At 52.9% G+C, this 19,594-nt stretch carries 18 protein-coding genes; 5 read left to right on the forward strand and 13 right to left on the reverse strand.

The features are described from left to right. Positions 1-156 precede the first annotated feature (156 nt). Complete coding sequence (locus MED297_RS12430; RefSeq protein ID WP_008045407.1) at positions 157-564, forward strand: GFA family protein; 408 nt, start codon at positions 157-159, stop codon at positions 562-564. Between the two features lie 23 nt (positions 565-587). Here the strand turns inward: MED297_RS12430 and MED297_RS12435 are convergent, their stop codons facing one another. Continuing rightward, positions 588-1,337 (reverse strand): hypothetical protein, encoded by a 750-nt coding sequence (locus tag MED297_RS12435; protein ID WP_008045409.1) that lies wholly within the window; start codon positions 1,335-1,337, stop codon positions 588-590. 302 nt (positions 1,338-1,639) lie between these two features. Here MED297_RS12435 and MED297_RS12440 point away from each other — a divergent pair, with 302 nt between their 5' ends. Then, positions 1,640-1,984 (forward strand): hypothetical protein, encoded by a 345-nt coding sequence (locus MED297_RS12440; RefSeq protein WP_040557206.1) that lies wholly within the window; start codon positions 1,640-1,642, stop codon positions 1,982-1,984. Between the two features lie 45 nt (positions 1,985-2,029). Then, positions 2,030-2,527, forward strand: coding sequence for a GNAT family N-acetyltransferase (locus tag MED297_RS12445; protein WP_008045413.1), 498 nt, complete (start codon positions 2,030-2,032; stop codon positions 2,525-2,527). Positions 2,528-2,560: 33 nt separating this feature from the next. Here MED297_RS12445 and MED297_RS12450 read toward each other — a convergent pair whose 3' ends face one another. Continuing rightward, entirely contained in the window at positions 2,561-3,397 is an 837-nt protein-coding gene (locus tag MED297_RS12450) for a helix-turn-helix transcriptional regulator (protein WP_154650931.1), read from the reverse strand. Positions 3,398-3,511: 114 nt separating this feature from the next. On the opposite strand from MED297_RS12450, the gene MED297_RS12455 reads away from it, so the two are divergent. Next, positions 3,512-4,897: an MATE family efflux transporter gene (locus tag MED297_RS12455; protein ID WP_050762917.1), complete on the forward strand. Its 1,386-nt coding sequence runs from the start codon at positions 3,512-3,514 to the stop codon at positions 4,895-4,897. A gap of 41 nt (positions 4,898-4,938) precedes the next feature. Here MED297_RS12455 and MED297_RS12460 read toward each other — a convergent pair whose 3' ends face one another. The 8 genes from MED297_RS12460 to MED297_RS12495 all read right to left on the reverse strand — a co-directional run bounded on the left by MED297_RS12460 (position 4,939) and on the right by MED297_RS12495 (position 13,537). Beyond that, entirely contained in the window at positions 4,939-5,400 is a 462-nt protein-coding gene (locus MED297_RS12460; RefSeq protein ID WP_008045420.1) for a CopD family protein, read from the reverse strand. 11 nt (positions 5,401-5,411) lie between these two features. Then, positions 5,412-5,966, reverse strand: a complete 555-nt coding sequence (locus MED297_RS12465; RefSeq protein ID WP_008045422.1) for a nitrous oxide reductase accessory protein NosL — start codon at positions 5,964-5,966, stop codon at positions 5,412-5,414. 2 nt (positions 5,967-5,968) lie between these two features. Further along, on the reverse strand, positions 5,969-6,787 hold the full coding sequence (locus MED297_RS12470) for an ABC transporter permease (RefSeq protein WP_008045423.1): 819 nt from the start codon (positions 6,785-6,787) through the stop codon (positions 5,969-5,971). Beyond that, positions 6,784-7,713: an ABC transporter ATP-binding protein gene (locus MED297_RS12475; protein WP_008045426.1), complete on the reverse strand. Its 930-nt coding sequence runs from the start codon at positions 7,711-7,713 to the stop codon at positions 6,784-6,786. The genes MED297_RS12470 and MED297_RS12475 overlap by 4 nt, the downstream gene beginning before the upstream one ends. Further along, a complete protein-coding gene (locus MED297_RS12480) occupies positions 7,713-8,984 on the reverse strand; it encodes a nitrous oxide reductase family maturation protein NosD (RefSeq protein ID WP_008045428.1) in 1,272 nt (423 codons plus the stop codon). The genes MED297_RS12475 and MED297_RS12480 overlap by 1 nt, the downstream gene beginning before the upstream one ends. Before the next feature lie 71 nt (positions 8,985-9,055). Continuing rightward, a complete protein-coding gene (gene nosZ, locus MED297_RS12485) occupies positions 9,056-10,954 on the reverse strand; it encodes a TAT-dependent nitrous-oxide reductase (protein WP_008045430.1) in 1,899 nt (632 codons plus the stop codon). A gap of 20 nt (positions 10,955-10,974) precedes the next feature. Continuing rightward, the gene (gene nosR / locus MED297_RS12490) at positions 10,975-13,065 is read right to left on the reverse strand and encodes a transcriptional regulator NosR (RefSeq protein ID WP_008045433.1); all 2,091 of its coding nucleotides are present in this window, start codon (positions 13,063-13,065) and stop codon (positions 10,975-10,977) included. A 154-nt stretch (positions 13,066-13,219) separates the two neighbouring features. Next, complete coding sequence (locus MED297_RS12495; RefSeq protein WP_008045435.1) at positions 13,220-13,537, reverse strand: c-type cytochrome; 318 nt, start codon at positions 13,535-13,537, stop codon at positions 13,220-13,222. A 261-nt stretch (positions 13,538-13,798) separates the two neighbouring features. On the opposite strand from MED297_RS12495, the gene MED297_RS12500 reads away from it, so the two are divergent. After that, positions 13,799-14,506 (forward strand): Crp/Fnr family transcriptional regulator, encoded by a 708-nt coding sequence (locus MED297_RS12500; protein ID WP_008045438.1) that lies wholly within the window; start codon positions 13,799-13,801, stop codon positions 14,504-14,506. 93 nt (positions 14,507-14,599) lie between these two features. Here MED297_RS12500 and MED297_RS12505 read toward each other — a convergent pair whose 3' ends face one another. From MED297_RS12505 to MED297_RS12515, 3 genes are all read right to left on the reverse strand, one after another. Continuing rightward, on the reverse strand, positions 14,600-15,793 hold the full coding sequence (locus MED297_RS12505) for an NnrS family protein (RefSeq protein WP_008045440.1): 1,194 nt from the start codon (positions 15,791-15,793) through the stop codon (positions 14,600-14,602). Between the two features lie 17 nt (positions 15,794-15,810). Then, positions 15,811-16,278 carry an RrF2 family transcriptional regulator gene (locus MED297_RS12510; RefSeq protein ID WP_008045442.1) on the reverse strand — a complete coding sequence of 156 codons (468 nt, stop codon included), beginning with the start codon at positions 16,276-16,278 and terminating at the stop codon, positions 15,811-15,813. Positions 16,279-16,535: 257 nt separating this feature from the next. Beyond that, positions 16,536-19,349 carry a M16 family metallopeptidase gene (locus tag MED297_RS12515; protein ID WP_008045443.1) on the reverse strand — a complete coding sequence of 938 codons (2,814 nt, stop codon included), beginning with the start codon at positions 19,347-19,349 and terminating at the stop codon, positions 16,536-16,538. Between the last annotated feature and the right edge of the window lie 245 nt (positions 19,350-19,594).

Raw genomic sequence — 19,594 nt, forward strand, 5'->3', positions numbered from 1 at the left:
GCCATATCCAGGCGAGTTTCCAGACCAAGACCCCGATTCCGCCGAAGATAAGTCCGAGGTCAAACGCCCATTCAATCGATTCCGGACACTCGACGATGGGCATTCTCATATAAATGATTTAACCTCATTTGAGTGAAACGGGAATCAGGAGCATTTATGCCTCAGCAACACAAAGGGTCTTGCCTGTGCGGCGCGGTCACATTTGAACTGACCGGAGAGTTCAAGAAATTCTTTCTGTGTCACTGCAGCCGCTGTCGGAAAACCTCCGGCTCAGCTCACTGCGCCAACCTGTTTGCGCCAAGCGCCGAAGTCACCTGGCTGACCGGCGAAGACAACCTCAGCTACTACCGCCACGAAGACACGCACTTTGCACGTACCTTCTGCAAAACCTGTGGTTCTAACGTACCAACGGTGTCAAAAGAACGAGGTCTGGTGGTGGTCCCGGCAGGGTGTTTGGACACCGATGTCGACCTGACCGCGCAGGCCAACATCTTTATGGGCAGTAAAGGTAACTGGGATGAAGACTTGTATAAGGCCCCACACTTTGAAGAACGGCCGGGTTAATGAACCCGACCGGCTAATCGGACTTATCGTTGAGGACCGGTGTAAGCCAACAACGTATCGTTGTTTTTCAGGACATAATAACGGGCATCATTCGGCCGACGCTGCATACCCAAAATCAGATAGGTATCACCGGTTTCAGTTACCTGATAAGCCTGATCCGCAAACGGCACATCCACCGTGACAACCTGAGCAGCCTCGCCATTTACCGTCAACAGGCCCTCCGTGTCATCGAAAACCAGCGTTTCCGCATTCGGGTGCGTTAAGGTCAGCGTACCGTCCATTTTCAGGCGGAACGGCATGTAGTAATCAAAATAGTCCACCGTCCAGGTCGATTCATCCTCGCCTTTTACGGAGTATGGATATCGCCAGCTTTTCAGCAAAAAGCCTAACTCTACATTGGCTTGTTCATCCGCGATGGAATAGCAGCCAGGACGCGTCTGACTGATTTCATAGTCACCTTCATACAGTCCAACTTCGCTGATATTGAATGTGCGATCACGGGTAAAATCACCCTGCCCGGTAATGAATGCAGCCGGACCTTGAAGATCGTCAGTTCTTGGTCCTTTGTTCGCAAACATCACCCAGGTTTCGCCGTTGTAGTAAACCCGTTCAGTATGAACGTAGTTATCACGCACGATCGTTGATGCCGCTTCAATTTTTGAGGGTTTCGCCGGCTCAGTCAATTCAGCCACACATTGCTCTTGATAACTGAGACCCGCGCAACCGGTAAAGGTAACCGCACCGATTAATGACAACAAAAAACCTTTTCTCATGTTTCATTCTCCTTTGAACATCGCCGGGTAATTTACGAAATTGAACAGCATTCCACAATAACGCCAAGCTGATTTAACGCATGACCGTTGAGACTAAAAGGGCTGCCAATGCGAACAAACATATAAATTGTGAATTCTGTCTAAAAAAATTTTCTTTGGTTGCGTTTCTGCACTCTAAAAAAACCAAGACGACAACCGCCCTCACATGAAAGCTGATACCCTCTCGCCCATAATCAGACGTGCTTAGTGTTCACGGTTATTAAATGGTGAACCGGCATCATCACAATCAGGACGTGTGCTTCATGAAAACTTTTCTGTTTTGTTTAACGGCGTTTCTGTCGAGTTTGCAAGCCGGGCTTTGCTATTTATGGACAAGCAAAGACGGCAAGACCATAGAGCAGTTCCGCAATATGCTGGACTTTGCCTACGGCGATGTACCGTTATGGACGACGATCGCATTCTCGTTCGGGGTTGGCTGGTACGGTGTTGCGTTTTTATGGATTGCTCTCGCGGGTTCAACCTTCCATCGTCGAGTCCCGGATAAGGTCATCAACAGCATTGTGACACTGTCAGTTTTTGTTCTTCTCGGTATGTTCTATGCGATGTACCCGATTCATTTTATGCTGACACACAGCATGAACATTTGAACAAGTCCACAAACAGTCATCATTCCTTCGGCGACGACAACAACCATGAACATCACCCTGCAAGCCAACCCAAGCTACGACATCATTCGTACGCTTTTTCAGTATTATCTTTATGACATGTCAGAATACACCGGCTGGCCACCGAATGAACACGGCTCTTATGACCCAGATGAGTCGGTGCTCGATCTTAAAGACTATTGGACCCAGCCAGACCACGAAGCCTTTTTGATTTTGGTTGACGGTGAGATGGCCGGCTTCTGCCTCATCAGACCGTACCCTTTCGCTCCGAACCTGAACGAAATCGGGCAGTTTTATGTGCTGCGCAAATTCAAGCGTCAGGGGGTGGGAGAAGCAGCGTTTCAGAAAATCGTCAAGAACCGTCCGGGGGACTGGTTAACGCGGATATTGCCAAACAACGACGGCGCTAAAGCGTTTTGGTTTCGAGTGATTGAAGCTCACGCCGACCATCATCACTATTCGGTATCCACCGAGCTTTATCGCGACATCGAGATGTTGTTTGTTTGGTATCGGATTGCGGGCTAGAGCGACTCAAAATTGTTCAATGCCCGAGAATGATCATGCGTGCTCAGCGTGCTTGATACGATACTCCGACGGACTCAAACCCGTCTCCCGCTTAAACCGATTCGAAAAATTAAACTGATCGGAAAACCCTAATCGTCCTGCTAACTCCGCCAACGGCCAATCCGTTTGTTCAAGTAACTGCCGGGCTCGATCCATACGCAACTGCCGGATGATCTGCTTCGGGCTTTTACCGAAGCGTTCCTGACAAAGCCGGTAAAAGTGCGGTTCGGAGTAGTAACAGAGGTTGGCAACCTGACCAACCGTCCACGGCTTGTGCAGGCTCTGCTCAACCTGGGCAAAGGCCGCGCTGAGTCGGTCGGGCGTTTCCGGTTGGTTGGCCTTCAGGTTCAGCTCAATGTAACTGGCCAGTTTTTGGAAGGACGCTTTTGGATAGGAGGCATCCAGGTAGCGTTCCTGATCGATCACATGACACAGATGGAACACCGCCGGTGCCTGCCCCGTAGGTCGAACTTCGGCAACATCGGGCATCCACTGGTTCCAGTGCATGGCCGGTAACAGCAGAAACCAACACATGTCCCATCGGTCGCCTTCGATTTCAAAGCGTGCGGGCGTATGCGCCGGAATGACCGTCATACTGCCGGGTTCAATCGCCTGCTCCCCATGCTCAGTGGTTATATGCCCGGTACCAGACGACGTGAACAGCAGGGTGTGGATACTTGGGTCCATTCGTTCAACTTCATAAGGTGGGCGCAAATGTGCAATGCCCGCCAGATGAATGCCAACGCTTGCCATGGCAGGGAAATCGTCCTGAGTGATGAAGATTTCAAAGCAATCGTCCCCGATGCGCATATGGTTACTGAAGCGATTCACAGCGCGACCTCACAATGATAGGAATTAACATGCTCATCATAGAATTTCGCATACTTTTTCGCCAGCGCCGGCCTAGACTTTGCGCCCATTAAGTCCCCCTTCGGAGTATGCCCTATGTCGACGCCCCTGGTTCAACAGATTCTCAGGCTTGCCCTGCCCGTTGCCATGCAAAGCGTATTGATATCCCTGCTGGGCATGTCCGATGTGTTCATGGTCGCGCCACTGGGTGCCGAAGCCATTGCGGCCATTGGTCTGGGTGCCAAGCTGCATTTCGTGTTGATTATGGTCATGGCTGGCATGGGCTCAGCGGTCTCCATTCTGGTTGCCCAGTACCATGGTCGTGGCGACACCGTCGCGTCTCAGTCTATTTTGTCGCTGGGCATTGCCGCCGGTTTGATATTGCTGGTGCCGATTTCCGTTGCCTTCTTCGCCTTTCCCCGGCAGCTGCTGTCGCTGCTGAGTACCGATGTCACCATGATTGATCTGGGCGTGCAGTATCTGCGTTTAACGGTACCGCTGTTGTTCTTCACTCACATCATCATCGCCTTTGAAAGCGCCTTGCGTGCACGCGCTGAAACCATGACCCCACTGATTCTGGCGTCAGGCGCGATAGTTATGAACATAGTTCTGAATTATCTGTTGATTCACGGTATCGGCCCGTTCCCCGAACTCGGTGTGGCCGGTGTGGCGATTGCCAGTGACATTGCCCGGTTCGTCCAGGTTGTGCTCTTTCTGGTGTATCTGTCCTGGTATGGGCATGCATTCCGGTTATCGCAGTTGATTAACGGGGCCAAAGTTATATCACGATACGTTGCCAAGTACGCGCGCACGGCCTGGCCACTCACTGTGAACTTTTCGGTCTGGGGTGTGGGCACTTTTATCTACCACGGCATCGCGTCCAAGGTCGGCACCGATGCCCTGGCGGCGCTGAGCCTGATCAGCCCGATTGAAGGCCTGTACCACTCGCTGTTTTTTGGTTTGGTGACGGCCTGTTCGGTGTTGATCGGTCAGAGTCTTGGCCGAAGCGAGTTTGATCACGCCATTAGCTTGGCCAAACGCTTTGCGCTGTTCGCACCGATGGGCTCGATGCTGGTTGGCTTGCTCATTCTCGCGTCCACACCGGTGTTTCTGCCCTGGCTGCTGCCAGAAGGCACAGCTCTTTATACGCTCAGTCAGAGTCTGCTGTGGGTGATGTGCCTGACGTTCTGGATCAAGGTACTGAACATGACGTTAATCGTCGGTGTTTTGCGAGCCGGCGGCGATGCCAAGTACGTGCTCTATATCGATATGATTGCGATGTGGGTATGCAGTATCCCGGCGGTGCTGTTGGTCGCCTTTGTCTTTGAGCTGAGTTACCCCTGGATTTACGCGACGATACTGGTCGAAGAGTTCGTTAAAGCCAGCTTGGTCATACAGCGGGCACGACGCAAGAAGTGGGTGAAGAATCTCACTGAAGCCTCGAATGACGACACCTATCCGGAACCGGCGATCGCAGCCTGAGTAAAAAATACGGGCAGCCTGCCAGGGCTGCCTGAAACTTGTCAGAACGCGCCCAGTCCGCCGCCACGAAACGACACGCCAACCACCACAAACAGGACTGACAACACAGTAACCGGGACAATGTGCCAAGCCATGTCGACCAGGCCTCTTTCGGTTAATCCGGGAATCACCCGGAAACGGGCATCCAGCGCAAACACCACCGTCAGCAACAATAACGTCAGCTTGGCGATAATCGCCCTTGCGATGGGATTGCTCCAATCAAACCAGGCGGACACATCGGGGATCAGCCGATACGCCAGAGCGACACCGGTTACCACCTGCAGCAACAACGCTGGCATACCAATGCGTTCGTAGGCGGACTCAAACGCCAACAGCCGAGACACCGACCGATCGCGCAATACAGTCGGCAGTATCACCGTTGCCAACACCAAATGCCCACCGGTCCAGACCGTTGCCGCCAGTACATGAATGATCAGCAGCCACTGGCTCTCAAGAAAACTCATAGGGTTATCACTCAGAGCCCGTCGTGTGACGTGTTCATCAACTCGCCAGACATCATTTCCGACCCACTCATTTCCATACTGTGGGACGACGCATTCAATCGCTCCAGAGTAATGTCTTCAAAGCCATAAACAGTGCCACCATAGGTGTCCGCAAAGGTAGCCGCATGTGACTGTGAGCTGAAGCTGGCCAGTGTGTCGCCCATGGCGCCTTTTTTCTCACTGCCGACAACATAAAAGGCGTCACGCGCATCGATGAAATGATCATCATCCGGCGATGCCCAGGGAGACCGCGACATGTCATGCACATACAGTTGAATAACCCGATGCTGGTTTTCCGGTTGCAGGTAAAAAGCAAACAGATCGCGCGTTGAACAGAACTTTGAAACTTCCGTAGCGCCTTTGGTCACCAATTCGCCTTTGGGCCCGGGAAACCCGGCAATCATCATCCCGCACAGATGACACTGATCACTGCGTTCGATCGTGGCCGCCTCGATCACGGTGTTCGGCGTGTCGTCCGCACAGGCCAACAACACAAAGGACAACATCAAGGATAGGAACGCTTTCATGGTTACAGTCTCTTTCGTTTTAACAGTAATGTCGACACACCCAGCAGCAACGCGGTCCATCCTGCCAACAGCGCGTAAAGTGGCAACAGACCGAACTGCATCTGACTCAGCGATGCCAGGACACCGGCTCCGTTGGACTCCAGCGTCAGCAGATTAATGATCCGGAACAGGTCGGTCGGATTCGCAAGCAAGGCGACTTTCAACGCCAGCGGATTCATCCAGCCGGCGCTGCGCACCAGAATTGCCAGCAACGCCAGGTCGTAAAGCAGCGTCAGAAAAAACCAGGCCAGTAATGCCAACCCGGCGGCGCGTGCCTTTTCCGATACCAGCAAACTGACACTGTGTGCTAACGCAACAAAGACCGCACCGAGCAGTACCGCCGATGACAAAAAAATACCAATGGCAGGCAACAGATCGGCTGCTGGCTGCTGCCAGGCCAGAAAAATAAAGGGGCCGCCAAAGCCCACCAGAACCGCGCAAGCCAGTATCAGACACTGACCCAGAAACTTACCCAGCACCCAACCAATACGGCTGACCGGATAAGTCATCAGCAACAACAAGGTGCCCTGCTCCTGCTCTCCGACAAAGGCGTCAAACCCAATAAGCAGCGCAATCAACGGAATCACAATCACCGTCAGACTGCTCAGGCTAGCCAGTGTCGCGTCGAGTGTGACCAGACCCTGTTGCCCCTGCACGGAAGCCCCGAACCAGGTAATGCCCAAGGCGATGATGGCGAAAACAACCGTCACCGACAGCAACCAGCGATTACGCCACCCATCGCGCCATTCTTTTTCGGCAATGACCCACAGATTGGTTTTCATTGGACGGTCTCCGCTTGTGTCAAAAAGTGCTGGTACAACTCGGGTAAGCCCGGCGACACCACCTGTATGTCGGCCAGCGCCGGATACGCCAGGGCCGCCTGCAGAACGGCAAGCTTCTGACTGGCCGGAAACACCAGACGATCATCCGTCTGCGCATACTGTTGAAGCACCCGATCGGATCGTAAACTGCCGTTGAGCCCCCGAGCGGCCATCGACACCGGCAGATCCGCCTGTACAAACAGATCATCGATCCGCCCCTGTGCAACGGCCCGGCCGCGATTCAGAATTAAGGCCGAGTCCAGATACGGTTCTAACCCGGGCAGAACGTGCGTGCAGATAATTACGCCACACCCCTGTTCGCGCAGCTCCGCTAATAACCGGAAAAAATCCAACGTGGCAATCGGATCGAGCCCGACGGTGGGTTCGTCGAGAATCAACAAAGACGGCGCGGTTTCAGATCCACCCCGATGTACTGACGGCAACAGTGCCTGAGCCAGGCCAAGCCTTTGCTTCATGCCTTTGGAGTAATGTTTAACGCGACGATCCGCCGATGGCGACAGCCCGACACGGTCCAACAACGCCGTGCTGCGTTGGCGGGCCGCTTTGCGAGATAAGCCATTCAGGCGGGCAAAGTATTCCAGCGTTTCCCGACCGGTAAGCATCGGATAAAAACTGACATTTTCCGGGACATAGCCAATCTGCTGATTACGCAAACCCGGGGCGCAACCCAACACCGACAATTGCCCGACATCAGCTTGGATCAAACCCAGTATCAGCTTAATCAGGGTGGTTTTGCCTGCGCCGTTATGGCCCATCAGGGCCAGCATCTCGCCTGGATGCAAGGTCAGATCAACGGCTTGCAGCACCTCGGTGTGATCGTAGTGTTTCCCGACCTGACTCAGTTCAATTAGGACCTGATCATTCATTATTCGACTCCATTGAGCTGGTAAAGGGGATAGCTGTCACGGACACCCGGCGACTTAAGCACCGGAAAATTCCGCTGGACCCAACGCAGCAGCAACACCGCAGGCGAGTCCATCAACACCTCCGCCTCGGGGTAGGTCCACATCAGTTTGTCCATGTCATCGTTGGGTTCAAACCCGGCATCGCCGATGCCGTCACTGTCCAGATCCCAACCCAGGTAATTGCTCCAGTAATTGCCACGGCCATCGACACTCCATTCCTGCTCGCGCGAGGAAACATATTTCACTTGCACGCGATTGTGCACAAACCGGTTCTCGGTAAAGCGATTGCCTTCGGACCCGGCCGTGAGATGAATGCCCAGATCGCTGTCGGCCAATAGGTTATTCCGGAACAGGTTCTGGCCGGAGTTGTAAACGAACAACGCCTTGCCTTCGTCGTTCACAACCTGACCATCAGTGTCGCTGCGAATGGATTCCAGCCGATTGCCGACAAACTCTGAACGATTGACGAAGTTCAACAGCAGACCGTAGTCGCGGCAGTTTTGCGCGACATTGTCTGATACCGCCAGACTGTGCGAACTCATCAGGGCATAGCCGACATCAACGTTCTGCGCGACATTACCCTCGACGGTGTTGGCGTGCGAGTACATGTAATGAATGCCAAAGCGAAGATTCCGCATCTGGTTATTGACCAATCGGTTGTGCTGGGAATTGATGATGTACAGACCGTCGCGGGTATCGGAGACCCGGTTGCCGTCGACGACAATCTGTTGCGAGCTGATCAGATGAATACCATTGCCCCGATCGGCGGAGCGCATGGCAGGGTTACCCTGAACCCGGTTGTGTTCGATCTGTGCTTCGTTGACGTTTTCGAGATATATCCCGAAGCCGTCGCCCTGTAACAGGGTATTGCGAACGGTGAGGTTATTAACGGACACCGCTTTAATGGCCGCATCGGTCTCGGTCAGGTCCGATCCCCAGCCACGAATGTTCAAGCCATCAATGGTGACGTCATCGGCCTGAATGCTCAGGGCATTGCCGGTGCCCTGCGCGTCGATCTGTACTGAGCCTTGTGCTCTTATAAGTACCGGAACCGAGATCAGAAACGACCCGGTGTAAGTACCTTCGGTCAAGGTAATGCGATCGCCCGCACTGGCCTGGCTCAACACCTGACGTAACTGGTGAGCCGAATCGACCGACCAGTCGGTCGCCAGTGCCGGCCATAGACTGGTCAGACCGATCACAAGCGTTGCCAATAAACCGAATCGTTTCATAAAGCCTCAGTTCTATTGCTCGTCTGGGCACCCAACCGGGCGCCCTTTAAGGCCGGCTATCAGGCCGGCTATCAGGCCGGCTTCACCAACATGCGACCGCGCATTTCCATGTGCAGCGCGTGGCAGAACCAATGACAGTAGAACCAATGCACCCCGGGTTTATCGGCGACAAAGGTCACTGAAGAAGTCTGCTGCGGGCTGATTTCCATACTGACGCCATGATTGGTCATGACAAAGCCATGTGAGACGTCTTCGATCATATCGAGGTTGGTCACGACAACGGTCACTTCATCGCCCTGATTCACCTCGAACTTTTCCATACCGAAGGTAGGCGCCACAGACGTCATATAGACGCGGACTTTGTTACCGTCGCGGATGATCTTGTTGTCGGTTTCCAATGTCACGCCGTCTTTGGTCGCCATCGCAACTGTGGAGGCGAAGAATGGATCGTCGCGTTTCCAGATCTTGGACGGCTTCATTTTCGAGCGATGCACAATCATGCAGTCATGCGGTTCGGCAAAGGTCGGACCGTCGTGCACCAGTTTCATTTCATCACCGGAAATATCAATCAGCTGATCGTTTTCAGCGTGCAATGGTCCCACCGGCAGGAAGCGGTCTTTGGAGAACTTACACAAGGCGATCAGATATTTACCATCGGCATCTCGCGTTTCACCCATGGTGGTGTGGTTATGCCCAGGCTGATATTGCACATCCAGTTTCTGGCGAATGTAGTTAACGCTGTCACCGTTGTAGTGCTTGATCGCGTCTTCAACACTCCACTTCACAATCTGACTGTCGATGAACACAGTGGTATACGCATTGCCACGGTTATCGAAGGCGGTGTGCAATGGACCAAGGCCCAGTTCCGGTTCGGCAACGATGGTATCGCGTGGCTGGATCTTATCGGCGAACAGGTCCGGCAGTTTCTTAATGGAGATCACCGATACGGTTGGAGACAGCTTACCGTTCGCTACAAAGTACTCCCCGTCCGGTGCGGTATTCAGGCCGTGCGGGCTCTTCGGTACCGGAATGTAACGTGTCAGGTTGGTACCGGCGGCTTTACGACCGTCGACCACCTTGACACCGTTGTAGGTTTTGTACTGACCCGCCGCGATGGCTTTTTCAATGGCAGGGACGTCAAACACCACCACATGGTCACGCTCGGCGGAAATCATGCTGCCGAGATTCATACCCATTTCTGAGTTGTAGCAGGTTGAAGCCACAAACCGACCGTCATAATCAGCATCGGTATTGTCCAGGTTTCCGTCGACAATGACTTGCCAGGCTACCTCCATGTTCTCTGCATCGATCGCATTGAAAAGCGACACGTACTGGCTTGGATCGTCCAACACTGAGCCATCGTTCGGCAGCGGAACTTCGTATTCGCCATTGCAGAACACGTATTTAGTGTGCGGAACTTTCTGTACACGCAAACCATGAATGGCGTGGGCATTGGGAATCTCGACGATTTTGTCGGTCTTCATGATGTCGCAACGAATCCGCGCCACACGGGTGTTGGCCTTGTCGTTAATGAACACGTACTTACCGTCGTAACGGCCATCCTGCATGCTCATGTGCGGATGGTGTGCGTCACCGTTCGGATGTTTCGCGCCTTCGCCCAACACTTCTTTTGACTCGTTGGTGATGTTCCAGCCCGTTGCGCTCTCGGTGTTGAACACCGGGATACGCATCAGTTCGCGCATCGAAGGAATCCCCAGAATACGGACTTCACCGGAGTGACCACCGCTCCAGAATCCGTAGTACTCATCCAGCTCGCCGGGTTCAACGGCGTATTTCATTTTTTCCTGGGTGGCGGCATGCGCTGCCTGAGAAAACATGGCGGCCGTCATGGTTGGTGCCATGACCCCGAGACTGCCGACGAGGGCAGACTTTTTGAAGAAACTCCGTCGGGATGAGTCGTCATCCAAATGGGTTTCAACCGGCTCTGTTGGTTGATTTTTGTTTGTCATTGTTGTCTCCCCTTTTCAGGTCAGTTGACTTCGGTTGCTTCGATCAGACGGCCACTTGCCTTAAGACGCTGTTTCTCTTTTTTCGCTTTCTTAATCAGCGGTGGACACTTGTTTTCATTGAAATAGGTCATCTGGCAATCCAGGCAGTAGTGGCACTCGCGCTGGTTGATGGTGCCGTCAGGCTGAATGGCCTGAATTTCACATTCGTTGGCACAAACACGGCAGGGCTTACCGCACTCATCGCGTCGTTTGAGCCAATCAAAGAGCTTAATGTTGGTGGGCACTGAGAGGGCGGCGCCCAGCGGGCACAGGTAGCGACAGAACGTTTTTCGTTGAAACAGGTTGGTTGCCAGGATCAGTCCGGCCCAGAGTACAAAGCCCCACTCGCGCGAAAACTTCAGCAAAAAGGTGGTCTTAAACGGTTCAATCTCGGCGTATTGTTCCGCCAGAGCAAGCGACTGTATGGATAGGCCAAACAGGGCCAGAAGAATCAGATATTTTATGGCCCAGAGCCGCTCATGGACCGCAAACGGAAGTTCGAACTGCGGAATTTTCAGTTTTCGAGCGACTTCGTTGATCAGCTCCTGCAGTGCACCGAACGGGCACAGCCAGCCACAGAACACACCACGCCCCCACAACAACGCAGTGACGGCAACCGCCACCCACATGATGAAAATGATCGGATCGAGCAGAAACATTTGCCAATCGAAGTCCGACATAAACGCCTGCAGAAAGGTAAAGACGTTGACGATCGAAATCTGTCCGGCACAGTACCAGCCGATGAAGCCAACGGTATAGATCAGAAACCCGGTTCGGACATGGTGCAGGAAGCGTGGGTAACGGACCAGTACATCCTGGAAGAACAGGATCGCCAACAATACGCTCAGACCGGCGATCAAGAACGCGATTTCTATGCGCTTGTCGTACCAGACCTGTTCCGTCAGGCTTCGTTCGGGTTCGACCACGGCCGGTTCCGGCCGTTCCAGATATTTTTCCAGAACCTGATAGTCGCCTTTAAAGCTGGTGAACACCGAATCAATCGCACCAACCTGCCGTCTGACCAGCAGTTCAAACTGAAACGGCTGACCGGGATCGAACCCGTGGTGGTCGCGGATGATGAACATGGACATTTCGCTGAAATCGGGTGCATCGTCCAGATAGATGTCCTGCAGGCGGATGTAATCCAGGTCCCGAAACGATATCGCCAGATCATTTTGCAGCAGCTGTATCCGATCAAATATGCCGCCACGCACATAACCGGACCCTTTGTACGAGTAGCCGTTACCAAACAGCGCCAGCACATGCTCACCCGGCTTCAGCTCACTTTGCAGCCAGGCATATTCATCGTCACCGAGGATGTTCTTGCCCACCGCCGGCAGGTCGATCAGCGTGTAATAAATATCGGTGAACGTTTCCTGTGACTGGTCCTGCGGTACCTCATCGATGCCTTCGGCGGCCGTTCCCGAAAAAGCTTCGCGGATGTCTTCGTTTTTCAGATGCAGTCGTCGAACCGAGCCTTCCCCGGTGAGTTCTTGCCAGGAAAGATCGACGTCTACTGGTTTTTTGATCGAGGCTGGTAAGGTAACGCGTTCGGTGGCTTCAATCAGACCCAACGCCCGGGCTAATTCGGTGGCCCCGCGGGTAATCCCGACGTTCATTACCATCACTGTCACGGTCGCGCCCGAGATGCCATCGAGCTGCACCTGACCGGACGTCCGGTTACCACCGACTTTGATACGATCGGTTAACGATAACCCGGTATACTGATCGGTAAAGTCGTGCAGTTTCGACTCAGGAATGCCGACCAACAGAATCGGCTCGTGATGTTCCAGCACCTGAGCATGCAAATAGTCGCCTTCCGGGCTGATGAACACCAGCATGTTCACCGGTTCACCAGAATAGGCCGGTACGCGATGCAGATCGTTGGTTTCGAACGCGTAAGCGACGGTTTCGCCAGCTTGTTGAATGCGCCAATACGGCAGCGCTTTGCCAGTGGCGCTTTCAATGCGTTCACTTAAAAATCCGGCGTCCGGATAGCGCTCATTCAATACCCGATCGGCCGGAACGGGCTCACTGACGAACAGCGCCCAACCGGGTGACGATAACAGCATGAGACTAACCATCAACAACACTCGAAACACTGCACACCACCACGAAAAAAACGAATAAGAAAGAGACTAAAACTCAGTGAGAAAATTGCGTTTGACTGTTATCAAACCGACCCGGGCGATCACAGGCCGATTGATATGAATCAACGGCGTCGGGTTACTGGCCCGACGGATCAAGACTGGCAAAGTACGCGGCCAGGTTTTTAATGTCCTCGTCCGATAACGGTGCCGCCATGCCATACATCACCGCCGCCTGACCACCGGCGCGTTCTTTACTGCGATACGCTTTGAGCGCAGACTCCAGATACGCTGCTTTCTGGCCGGCCAGGTTGGGATACATCGGTACCATCGAAATACCATTGGCACCATGACAGCCCACGCAGGTCATCGACTTGGCTTCACCGGCATCAATATCGGCGGCGAAGGCTAACCCGGACGTCGCCATGATCAGAGCACTGAGAAAAAATTTGTTCATACAATCCTCATTGAGTTAACTCGAGTGTGTTCAAAAAAAAATATCGCGAACCAGAAACGGACAAAGTCCAGACTAGTCTCATTACGTTCAGGCCGAGATACCCATTAGTGGGTAGCCACCCTGATTTAGAACCAGAACTCGACAGAAAAGTGAGTGGATGTTGGGCAGACCACGTTGTCTGTTGCGGCAAACCTTATCGACATGCCGCCAGACATCCTTGATACTTATCAAGAGCCGTCTGTGCATTGACAGAGGAGTCATATGATTCAGGATCCAAAGGTCATCACGAACCTAAGCAGCCATCATCTTTTTTCCAGTTTGAACGAAGTACAACTCTCGACCCTGTTACGCAATGCCACGCGTCGAACGCTTGATGAACGAGAGGTGTTGTTTCGCCAGAGCGAACCGGCCGATCGGTTTTACTATGTTAGCCACGGCATCATCCGGTTATACCGAACATCACCGAGCGGACATGAAAAAGTGGTTGATATCGTGCGGGAAGGTCAATGCTTTGCGGAAGCCATCATGTTCAATGCACAGGAGCGTTATCCGGTCACGGCCGATGCGCAGGTTGCCTCGGAAGTCATCGGCATCGAAAACGGATCGTTTCATGGACTGTTGAAAAGCGACAACGAACTGTGCATGGCGTTGATGCGTCAGATGAGTATTCGATTGCACAGTCAGTTAAATGAAATTGAAAACTTATCTTTGCAAAACGCCTTGCACCGACTGGTCAATTATCTGCTGCACGATCTGCAAAGCCCGAACGACACGCTGACCTTCGACATTCCCAAGCGACTGATTGCCTCGCAACTCGGCATTCAACCCGAAACCTTTTCCAGGCTGTTGAGAAAACTGGAAGACAATCAGCTGATTCAGGTTTCGAACCGTGACCTGAAGATTCTCGATCGTGACGGGCTCTATCAGCTCACGCGAGACAATCAACCGTTGCGAGCGCGCAAGCCCTGAAAAGAGTGATCGGGAGCGCGCTGCTCATAGTTAAGAAGGTGCTGAGGTACTGATGCCTGACGTTTCAGTCAACACCTGCGTAAAGTGAGGTCACTAGCCCGGACGTCCATCGACGCGAGCGCGGAAGACAACCGGTGCATAGCGAACCATAAAAAGACCAAACGCCATCACCCACAACGCCGCCGATACCTGAATGGCCAAGGCGTAATCACTGAGCAGATAAGGCAGCGCAACGCGACTGACCACCGACAGCAGCATCAACACCAAGGCTATGGTCATGGTATAGCCGACAGCGATTCGACGACCGGTGTGACCCAATGACACTCTCGATATCATCGAAAGAATCATAAAACCGATGCCACCGACAGTAATGGCATGCAACGCGGTGGATGCTGACGCCAACAACTGAAACTGGTTGAGCCCCAATAACCCATACCCCAGGCACACAAACCAATAGCTTAAGTGTAACGACCAAACCAACGGCGTCGAGTAGGTCACCCAGATGCGCCAACGTAGCGCTCTGATCAGGTTGATCGCGCCGGTAAAAAAGTAAATTAACCCCAGAACAATCGCGGGAGTGTTTAAAAACCCAAGAGTCGCGACCACACTCAGCAAGACCGAGCCAATGGACAACTTTTCGAGAATGGCAATCGGGGCGACACGTGCGGTCCCGGTGCCATTGGCAGTAAACATCGGAAACACCCGCCCACCCATAATCGTCATCACCAAGCTGATCAGCAAGACCGTCAGATATCCTATCGATGGCGCACTGACAGCCACTGCACCGGATAAAGACAGATGCATCAGTCCATTCAACACCGCCAACGTCAACAAAATCGGAATAAAAAACAGGTTGCGCCAAAGACGCACTTTGACAATGGGTCGGGCAAACGCTAAGGCCGCCGCCGGCAGAAACAGCACATCGAGGATGGCAATACTGAGCGCGCTGAACGCGTCCGGGAAAAACATCATCACCCGGGCGCACAGCCAAAGTAAAAAGAGCAGCACCAAGGGCACAGCCTTAACACTGGTTACTCCGGTCCAGTTCTGCACCGCGGTTAACAAGAAACCAACAATGACGCCGACGGTAAAACCGAACAGCATTTCATGCAGGTGCCAGAAATAGCTGCCACCGTAAGGTGAAAAAACCAAACGCCCGGAATAGGCCATTGCCCACAGCGCGATACTGATGGCACCGAACGCCGCACTGAACCAGAAGAACGGCCGGAACGCCAGGCGAAAAAGCGGAACCTGAAAATCCTGATGAATCGGAGATTGCGTACTCATACCCGTTGCTCCTGTGGTTATTGCGCTCTGGTTGATTCAGCGGCGTCTGTGGGTAAATGCAACAGCTCAGCCAACAGTTTCTGCTGAGACGGCACCGTCATATCTGCGAGCGTGAACTGATCGAGGTGGCAAAAAAACTGCTCCATGGCACCGGTAAACATCTGCTTGATCTGACAAGCCGGCGTGATGACGCATTGATTGTCCGCACCAAAACATTCCACCAACTTTGAACCTTCTTCAAAGTACCGGACCAACTCACCAATGTTGATTTCACTCGCCGGTCGACTCAACGCGATGCCGCCGTTGCGACCGCGGGTAGCCTTGACATACCCCTGTGCGTTCAGCACCTGAACCACTTTCATCAGATGATTTTTGGAAATGTCATAGCTCTCGGCCACATCCTGAATGCGGGCCGGATGTTCCGTATCGACATTGAGGTACACCAGCACTCGCAAGGCGTAATCGGTAAATCTTGTGATGTTCATTAGTTATCAGATTTCATCTTTAAAGATGCATTTAATATACATCTTTAAAGATGAAAATAAAACCTATGAGCCAAGCACAAGAACCTGGTATACAGGGACAAATCGGTTGTAGTGTTACATGAGGGAGGCGGCGTCGCTCAATGATCTAGTCGATTTAGCAGCGCCGTGAAAAAAACGACTGGTCGAACAAACAAGATAAGGTACCACCCTAAATTAACAAACAGGGTGGTACTCATTAAAACAATGAAAAGTTATCTTCAGGGATGATGAATCGCCACCACCTGCTTCCCGCTTAACCACGTCTGCACCAGAGTGTTCACCTGCTCAGCCGTGACCGCATCAATCTGCGGTTTCGGGTTGTCATAATCGATCAACGGCTGGCCGATGATCACCGCACCGACCAACTCATTGCGTTGGCCTCCGTTGGTCGACAACTGCTGTTCGTACTGTTCTGCAACCCGACGACGGGCTTCCGTGATTTCCTTGGCGGTAAAGGGGTTGGCTTGTAGGTCAGCCAAGGTTGCATCCAGAGTATCCAATGCTTCCTGCTCTCGTTCCGGATCGGTACTGAGGCTGATGTGTAATGCCCATTGCTGGCGATAAAAGGATTGCACGGTATCCCAGACGGACGTGCCATAGGTCAAACCGGAGTCTTCCCGAATGGCCTGATGCAAACGTTTTTCCAACGCTTGAATGGCGACTTCTGACGTGAAGTATCGAGCTGGGTTTACCGGCAAATCATCCACTGCGAACACGTAGTGAATGTCTGAGCGTTGTTCTTTTAAGCCATCGACAACGACGTTTTTAGACTCTGGAGTGGCTGGCTCATACGACACCATATCGTCGGCATAACCAATGGGTAAACCGGCCAACGTAGATTCCAGTAACGGCGTAACCTGTTCGGGGGTGGTATCACCAACAATCACGATGACCGCGCTCAAGGACGTTTTCAGCAGGTGCTGCTGTACATCCAAAATCTGCTCGGCCGTAATACGACCGATGACCTCTGGCGACATCATTTGGTAGCGCGGGTCCTCGTTACCATACACGGCGGAGAAGTAAGCCTGGCTGTAGGCAAAATCGGGAGTGTTGGCATACTCGTTCATCGATTGCACCGAAGTATTGAGCGTCAACTCGACCATACGATCGTTCAACTGTTCTTCGGTATAAGTCCCGGCCATCATCTGCAACAGCATGCCCAACTGATCCGATGGACCTGACACGTCAACACCGCTGTAGCCTTCGCGCAAAAACGGGCTGTAGCTGACACCTTTGGCGGTCAGGTGATCGAAAAAGTCCTGCCCTGATAACCCATAGAGTCCCGATCGAACCCGGGCTTCCAGCCATTCATCGGCCGCTGGTATCAAAGCATCCGGAACCTGAAGGGTCCCACCCAAGAGCAAGGCTGTTGCGGACACACTATCAGGTTCCAGTGCACTCGGTTTGAGAACGACAGTCAGACCATTGTCCAGCTGCCAAAAGTACAGCCCTTCGCTATCGAGCATATCGGTTTGCTCGATGATCTCACCGGAAAAATCATACGCGGCGGTAGTTTCCACGATCGCTCGCGCAACCGGTTCGGTCACGGTTTTATCCAGTGACAATTGATACTGCTGAGTCCAACGCTCAGGCGAGACATCCGCCGACTGCGGGTGATAAAAATAGCCGAAGGCCCGGTCGATTTCGTAGGCGTGGGTAACATAGGCATTCAGCTGGTCGAGGGTCACCACCGCATTCATCTGTTCCAGTTCTTCGATACTGGCCTCGATGTCTTCCTGCACTTCATTTGCACTGAGGAAATACAACAAAAAATCCATGTGGTCATACGCCGACGCGCCTTCCAGCCAAGAGGCGGTATCAACCAGCTCGGCCAGCATCTGTTGTTTCGCCGATTCGAACTCCTGTGCGGTGACACCAAATTGCTGCAGGCGTTTCAGTTCAGTCACCATCGCATTCAGGGCCTCGGTCTCTTTCCCTTCATAGACGGTGGTCCAGACATCCAGAATCGGGGTGCCATCATAAAAGGCATCGGTTGCCACATAAGCATCGACCAGAGCAGGATTTTCCTGTTCACCCAACCGCTGTAAACGGGCTTCTAACGCCAGGGTATAAACCCGGTTCAGGTACTCAGCTTCCCGGTACTCTGGTGTTTGAGCATCAATCTCAATTGCCGGTAAATACAACTGCCAGTTGTATCCGGTCTGATGGCTGTCGGTTGCACTGAGCAGACGGAGGCCATCAATTTCGACCTCTCCGACTTCCGGCAACTGCTGAGTCACCCGCTCGGCATGCCAGTCGGCAAAATGCTCGGTGATCTGAGCCTGCGCTTCCAGAGCCCCTTCCGGCATGACCACGATCACTTCGGTATTGTCCGGGCGGTACCACTGCTGGTAGTAATCCTGAAGTTGCTCGGCAGTCGCGTTCGCCACGATGTCCGTATCGCCAATCGGCAATCGCTCGGCATAACGGGTTCCGGCATAGGTGTTCTGAAACTCTATCATCCATGCGGGTGTCTCGGTGCCCTGACTGCTGCGCCACTCTTCAATAATCACCGGCGCTTCTTTCGTCACTTCGGCCGGTTCAAACTCAATGGCATCGGCCCAGTCGCGCAGAACATCGAACGCGGTCGCTAATAAGTCCGGATCGTCGGCAGGAATGGTCAACTCATAAACGGTCTCGTCAAAGGACGTATAGGCATTGATGTCCCCACCAAAGCTCATGCCGGCGGCTTCGAAAAACGCAATCATGTCCTGTTCGGGGAAGTTTTCGGTGCCGTTAAACGCCATGTGTTCGACGAAGTGCGCGAGTCCACGCTGTTCATCGGTTTCATTTAACGACCCAGAGCGAATGCGCAAGCGCAGTTCAACGCGATCACGACTGCCATTATCCGGCAGAGTTTTCACTATCCAGTTCAGCCCATTATCCAATGAGCCGGTGGTAATCAACGGATCGACGACGGGTGCCCAATTCCGACTGGCCTGAAATTGATAAGAAGCGTCATCGTTTGGAGACGGCAGCAACGCGCAGCCGGTTAGAGCAACGACCAGACCGGTCGCTATCAATGGTTTCATGCAGGTTTCCTTTTTTACATGAAGGGATTAAATCATTGGACCATTGCTCATTGACTTTCATGGTTTCGAAAGACAGACAAACAACGGCGATCATCCGATGGATAAACAGACTTAGACTAATTACTTAAAAAATAGGTAAGAGAGTGAGACGAAAAAATTCGCTGTTCGGTCATCCTTGTTACTGACATGGACAGGCGGTGACACTCCCTGACACCCGAAGCGCATCATCATAATTATTCAACCTA

It is taken from the genome of Reinekea blandensis MED297, from assembly GCF_000153185.1.
GTDB classification, from domain to species: Bacteria; Pseudomonadota; Gammaproteobacteria; order Pseudomonadales; family Natronospirillaceae; genus Reinekea; species Reinekea blandensis.

Bases quoted from the DNA above. Each gene is read 5' to 3' on its own strand.
- nosZ (WP_008045430.1), bottom strand. From the start codon at position 10,954: ATGACAAACAAAAATCAACCAACAGAGCCGGTTGAAACCCATTTGGAT.
- MED297_RS12465 (WP_008045422.1), bottom strand. From the start codon at position 5,966: ATGAAAGCGTTCCTATCCTTGATGTTGTCCTTTGTGTTGTTGGCCTGT.
- nosR (WP_008045433.1), bottom strand. From the start codon at position 13,065: ATGCTGTTATCGTCACCCGGTTGGGCGCTGTTCGTCAGTGAGCCCGTT.
- MED297_RS12455 (WP_050762917.1), top strand. From the start codon at position 3,512: ATGTCGACGCCCCTGGTTCAACAGATTCTCAGGCTTGCCCTGCCCGTT.
- MED297_RS12515 (WP_008045443.1), bottom strand. From the start codon at position 19,349: ATGAAACCATTGATAGCGACCGGTCTGGTCGTTGCTCTAACCGGCTGC.
- MED297_RS12430 (WP_008045407.1), top strand. From the start codon at position 157: ATGCCTCAGCAACACAAAGGGTCTTGCCTGTGCGGCGCGGTCACATTT.
- MED297_RS12505 (WP_008045440.1), bottom strand. From the start codon at position 15,793: ATGAGTACGCAATCTCCGATTCATCAGGATTTTCAGGTTCCGCTTTTT.
- MED297_RS12470 (WP_008045423.1), bottom strand. From the start codon at position 6,787: ATGAAAACCAATCTGTGGGTCATTGCCGAAAAAGAATGGCGCGATGGG.
- MED297_RS12480 (WP_008045428.1), bottom strand. From the start codon at position 8,984: ATGAAACGATTCGGTTTATTGGCAACGCTTGTGATCGGTCTGACCAGT.
- MED297_RS12445 (WP_008045413.1), top strand. From the start codon at position 2,030: ATGAACATCACCCTGCAAGCCAACCCAAGCTACGACATCATTCGTACG.
- MED297_RS12495 (WP_008045435.1), bottom strand. From the start codon at position 13,537: ATGAACAAATTTTTTCTCAGTGCTCTGATCATGGCGACGTCCGGGTTA.
- MED297_RS12440 (WP_040557206.1), top strand. From the start codon at position 1,640: ATGAAAACTTTTCTGTTTTGTTTAACGGCGTTTCTGTCGAGTTTGCAA.
- MED297_RS12460 (WP_008045420.1), bottom strand. From the start codon at position 5,400: ATGAGTTTTCTTGAGAGCCAGTGGCTGCTGATCATTCATGTACTGGCG.
- MED297_RS12475 (WP_008045426.1), bottom strand. From the start codon at position 7,713: ATGAATGATCAGGTCCTAATTGAACTGAGTCAGGTCGGGAAACACTAC.
- MED297_RS12500 (WP_008045438.1), top strand. From the start codon at position 13,799: ATGATTCAGGATCCAAAGGTCATCACGAACCTAAGCAGCCATCATCTT.
- MED297_RS12435 (WP_008045409.1), bottom strand. From the start codon at position 1,337: ATGAGAAAAGGTTTTTTGTTGTCATTAATCGGTGCGGTTACCTTTACC.
- MED297_RS12510 (WP_008045442.1), bottom strand. From the start codon at position 16,278: ATGAACATCACAAGATTTACCGATTACGCCTTGCGAGTGCTGGTGTAC.